The organism is Allobosea sp., assembly GCF_051860145.1.
Taxonomy (GTDB): Bacteria; Pseudomonadota; Alphaproteobacteria; order Rhizobiales; family Beijerinckiaceae; genus Allobosea.
The window spans coordinates 30,694-34,031 of sequence record NZ_JBHYEM010000026.1 but is presented as its reverse complement, the minus strand read 5'-3'; the positions used below and the strand labels follow the sequence as shown (position 1 = coordinate 34,031).

Sequence of the window (3,338 nt, the reverse complement as noted above, 5' to 3'; positions counted from 1 at the left end):
CATTTCACGTCCCCCACCGCAAGCTCACCCGTGTCGGTGAGAGCAGGCTCGGAGCGGATCGGCCCGCTTGCCCGGACGATCTTCAACCTGACGGCTTGTCAAAGCGCCCGGCAATCGGGCATAGAGCCCATAACGGAGACGTGGCCGAGAGGCTGAAGGCACTCGTTTGCTAAATGAGCATACCCCACAAGGGTATCGAGGGTTCGAATCCCTCCGTCTCCGCCACTTGTTTTTTCTTTAAAACCAATACCTTAACTTGGATTTTGTCTGGCGTTGCAGCAAAAGTGTGGGCGCTTTTGTGTCGCAAGCCCATCCCTGAACCCGCTTCGTCGACTCTCTCCTCATAAACTTGAGAACTGCGCGGTTCCCGCGGGCCGCAAGGCCGAGTGCTGGCGTAGGCCATATTGCCGCATCACCCCCTGTAGCTCCCAAACGGGGATTGAAAACTTGTGCGCCATATGACGTAAGGTTAGGTTCGAAATTCCCGAGGTAGGCACATGTGGGGCGATTGCGCGCGGCCATGGTCATTCCATGTGCTCGTCGCGGTTGAGGGCGATGACTCCCTATCGAAGCTCCATATGATGGATGTGTGGCTTCGCCAGTGGAAAATACCTTATCGGGTTGTCTCGGTGCCTCGCGACGCTGGAGCGATCCGCGTCTGTTTCTCCGAAGAGAAATATGCTCGCGCATTTCAGGTTAATTTCGGTGCGCGCCGTGTTCGATGTGATGCCGTTGCAACGGCACAGGCCGCCGGTTCAGCAGAAACTGACTTCCACCAACTCGTTGAGAACACAGTAGCCAAGTAAATCGAGCAATGCTCGTGCTACAGCCGATCCGCCCCCGCACTCCCGCGCAGCACGAGCCGCGTCGCCGCCATCGAGGCGTGCTCCTCGATCGCCGCGCCGCTTCGCAGCCTGTCGATCAGCCAGTTGCCACAGGACTGGGCCAGTTCGTCGATCGGCATCGCGAGCGTGGTCAGCCCCGGCCCCCACCACGAGAAGGACGGCTCGTCCCCGAACCCGACGACGGCGATGTCGCGCGGCGCGGATCGTCCCGAGCGCTGCAGCGCCTCCAGCACCGCGCCCGTCACCTGCACCGCGCCGGTGATGATGGCGGTGATCGGCGGGGCGGCCTGGAGCAGGGCCTGCGCCGCGCGCGAGCCGAAACCCGCATCGGCCGGCGGGCCTAGCGCCTCGATCGCGCCCGCCGGATCGAGGCCCGCCTCGGTGAAGGCGCGGCGGAAGCCGGCGAGGCGGGCGGCGCCGGTCGAATAGTGCAGGGCGCCGCCGATATAGCCGATGCGACGATGCCCGGCCGCGATCAGATGGGCGGTGCCGAGGCGCAGGCACTCTTCATCGTCGATGCCGAACCAGGCCGGCGATAGCCCGGCAACGCGCCGCAACAGCTGGACATGCGGAAAATGCCGCAGGATCTCGCGCGTCTGTGGCCTGGGATCCGGGGTCGGCACGATGACGATGCCGGCGACCCGGGCGCTGGCCAGCTCCCTTGCATGGCGCTCCTCGACATCGGGATCGCCCGCGATCGAGAAGACGAGCTGGTAGCCGGCGCCGTCGCAGCAGGCCGACATCGCCTCGGCGATGGTGGCGTAGAAGCTGTTGCGGATATCGGGCAGCATCAACCCGATCAGCCGGCTCGACCCGCCGCGCATCATCCGGGCCGGGGTGTTCGCCACATAGCCCAACCGCGCGGCCGCACGCTGCACCAGCGCCTTCGTCTCCGGACTGATCCTGGGATCGTCGGCGAGTGCGCGGCCGACCGTCGAGACGGCGACGCCGAGGCTGTCGGCGACCTGGCGCGCCGTCACCATGCCAGGCGCGCGCGGAGCCACAGGCTAGGCTCCGGCGACTGGCGCGACGCCGTGCGGCCGCGCCTTCACCGGCCCCGGCCGCGCCTGGCTCCGGCCGGCAGGGCCGACCAGCCGGCGAAGACGGCCTCGGTCCCGAGCTCTTCCTCGATGCGCAGGCATTCGTTCCATTTCGCCATGCGCTCGGAGCGCGAGAAGGAGCCGACCTTGAACTGGCCGGAATCCCAGCCGACCGCGAGATGGGCGATGGTGACGTCCTCGGTCTCGCCCGAGCGGGCGGAGACGATCGTGCCGAAACCCGCCGCCTTGCCGGCATCCAGCGCCGCGCGCGTGCCGGTGACGGTGCCCGACTGGTTCGGCTTGATCAGGACGGCGTTCAGCGCCTTGTCGCGGGCCGCCGCCGCGACGCGCCCCGCGTTGGTGACGAGATAATCGTCGCCGATCACCTGGCAGCGTCCGCCGTGGGCGGCGGTGAAGGCGACGAAGCCTTCAGCGTCGTCCTCCGCCAGCGGGTCCTCGATCGAGACGATCGGATAGTTGTCGAGCCAGCGGCCGAGCAGCGCGATCATGCCGGCGGAATCGAGCTCGCGCTCATCCAGCGCCAGCTTGTAGACGCCGTTCCGGCCGAATTCGGAGGCGGCGATGTCGAGCGAGATCGCGACCTCGTCGCCGGGCCTGAAGCCGGCGGCCTCGATCGCCCGCACCAGCGTGTCGAGCGCCTCTTCGTTCGAGGAGAAGGCCGGCCAGAAGCCGCCCTCGTCGGCGACGCCCTGGAGCTTGCCGGCGGATTTCATCAGCGCGCCCGCGGCGCGGTAGATTTCGGCCGTCCAGTCGAGCGCTTCGCAGAAGGAGTCGGCGGCCGGACACATCACCATGAAGTCCTGCACGTCGACGCGCCCCGCCGCATGGGCGCCGCCGCCAAAAATCTGGATCTCGGGCAGGGGGATGCGGACGTTCCTGTCTCCTGCGAGATGGCGCCAGAGCGGTTTCCCGGAGGCCGCGGCCGCGGCGTGAAGCACGGCCATCGAGGTCGCGACGACGGCGTTTCCGCCGAGCCGGCCGAGATTGCCCGAACCGTCGAGCGCGATGAGCGCGCCGTCGATCCCGGCCTGGTCGAGCGCATCGCGCCCCTTGAGCGCGCCGGCGATCTCGCCGCTGACTGCCGCCACGGCTCCCGTGACGTCCAGCCCGCCAAAGGCGGGCCCGCCGTCGCGCCGGTCGACGGCCTCGCCGCTGCCGGTCGAGGCGCCGGCGGGCGCGATGGCGCGTCCGCGCGCGCCGTTCGCGAGCACGATATCGGCCTCCACCGTCGGCCGGCCGCGCGAATCCCAGACCCGGCGGCCCCGAACCGCGGCGATCGTCGTTCCCGTCATGCTGAAATCTCCCGAGCCCAGGCTTGCCGAATGTCGGAGAGCCGTTGCGGCGGCGTGGCGATCAGCGGCCGGGCGACCCGGCGGACGCGGTCGCGCTCGGCCTCGCTGGTGATGTATTCGACCGGCGACTTGCCATCGAC

The 3,338-nt window shown here is 68.3% G+C and carries 2 protein-coding genes and 1 tRNA gene; 1 reads left to right on the top strand and 2 read right to left on the bottom strand.

All coding sequences use genetic code 11. The features are described 5' to 3' along the window. Window positions 1-134: 134 nt before the first annotated feature. A tRNA-Ser gene (locus ACTIF2_RS25130) sits at window positions 135-225 on the top strand. A gap of 598 nt (window positions 226-823) precedes the next feature. Here ACTIF2_RS25130 and ACTIF2_RS25125 read toward each other — a convergent pair. Next, window positions 824-1,849, bottom strand: coding sequence for a LacI family DNA-binding transcriptional regulator (locus ACTIF2_RS25125; protein WP_439499868.1), 1,026 nt, complete (start codon window positions 1,847-1,849; stop codon window positions 824-826). A 44-nt stretch (window positions 1,850-1,893) separates the two neighbouring features. After that, the gene (gene eno / locus ACTIF2_RS25120) at window positions 1,894-3,198 is read right to left on the bottom strand and encodes a phosphopyruvate hydratase (protein WP_439499867.1); all 1,305 of its coding nucleotides are present in this window, start codon (window positions 3,196-3,198) and stop codon (window positions 1,894-1,896) included. Window positions 3,199-3,338: the final 140 nt, after the last annotated feature.

What these genes read in the sequence shown, in the direction of transcription:
- eno (WP_439499867.1), bottom strand. Translation starts at nt 3,198, where the DNA reads ATGACGGGAACGACGATCGCCGCGGTTCGGGGCCGCCGGGTCTGGGAT.